General features: G+C 42.9%; 1 protein-coding gene. It reads left to right on the top strand.

Annotated features, from left to right (window positions below):
- The first annotated feature begins 83 nt into the window (after nt 1-83).
- Nucleotides 84-1,325, top strand: coding sequence for an IS256 family transposase (locus tag DW677_RS17960; RefSeq protein WP_066548922.1), 1,242 nt, complete (start codon nt 84-86; stop codon nt 1,323-1,325).
- Nucleotides 1,326-1,485 lie beyond the last annotated feature (160 nt).

Below are 1,485 nucleotides of genomic sequence, written 5' to 3'. Positions count from 1 at the left end.
GAGCCTATGAAACTTTTTCTGTAAAATAACCTAAGTAAGGTCCTTCTATGATACAATAAATATCATTAGGAGGGCCTTTTACTATGGCAAAACAAAAGAAACCAGTTCACAGAGTTGAAATGACTGAAGGAAAAAGGAACATCATCCGCCAGCTTCTCGAAGAATACGATATCGAGACCGCAGAAGATATCCAGGATGCACTCAAAGATCTTCTGGGCGGCACCATTAAAGAAATGATGGAGGCTGAAATGGATGACCATCTTGGATATGAGAAATCCCAGCGTTCTGACAATGACGATTATCGTAACGGTTATAAACGCAAGCAGGTAAACAGTCGATATGGCTCTATGGAAATCGAGGTCCCACAGGATCGGAAATCGACCTTTGAACCACAGGTGGTGAAAAAGCGTCAGAAAGATATTTCTGATATTGATCAGAAGATCATCTCTATGTATGCCAAAGGAATGACCACTCGCCAGATCTCGGAAACGATTGAAGATATCTATGGTTTTGAAACATCAGAAAGTTTCATATCCGATGTGACGGATAAGATACTTCCTCAGATTGAAGATTGGCAGAACCGCCCATTGGATGAGGTATATCCAATCCTTTACATCGATGCGATCCACTATTCTGTGCGGGATAATGGAGTCATTCGTAAGCTTGCAGCCTATGTTATTCTTGGCATTAATGCGGAGGGGAAAAAGGAAGTCCTGACGATTACGATTGGTGACAATGAAAGTGCGAAATACTGGCTGTCAGTCCTGAACGAACTGAAAAATCGCGGAGTAAAAGATATCCTGATCATCTGTGCCGATGGCCTTACAGGCATTAAAGAAGCGATTTCAGCTGCGTTTCCCAAAACAGAATACCAGAGGTGTATTGTCCATCAGGTAAGAAACACCCTGAAATACGTTCCGGACAAGGACAGAAAAGCCTTTGCTGCAGATTTAAAAACCATCTATCAGGCCGCTGATGAGCAGAAGGCTCTGGCTACCTTGGAACGTGTAACTGAAAAATGGACTCCGAAATACCCGAATTCCATGAAACGCTGGAAAGACAACTGGGATGCTGTTTCTCCAATTTTTAAATTTTCAACCACTGTCCGGAAGGTCATTTATACAACCAATGCGATCGAATCACTGAACTCCACATACCGGAAGCTGAACCGTCAGAGAAGCGTATTTCCAAGCGATACCGCCCTGTTAAAGGCCTTGTATCTGGCTACTTTTGAGGCTACGAAAAAATGGACTACCACCATCCGTGATTGGGCTCAGGTTTATGGAGAACTGAGCATTATGTACGAGGGACGCTTACCCGAGTAAGCAAAAGAAGGGTTAAGAAGACAGGCGGGAAACCGCCTGCTCTTGACATGCCCGTAAGCAACTGTTATATATAAAACAAGAACGACAAGCCTGATTCACAAGCTTATCGCTCTTAATTATCATAGAAGAATCTTATTTACAGAGATTTTCTCATACTCTC

This window comes from Clostridium sp. AM25-23AC, assembly GCF_003435125.1.
Classification (GTDB): Bacteria; Bacillota; Clostridia; order Lachnospirales; family Lachnospiraceae; genus Pilosibacter; species Pilosibacter fragilis.
The sequence above is the reverse complement of the archived record's forward strand: the minus strand, read 5'-3'. Positions and strand labels throughout refer to the sequence as shown.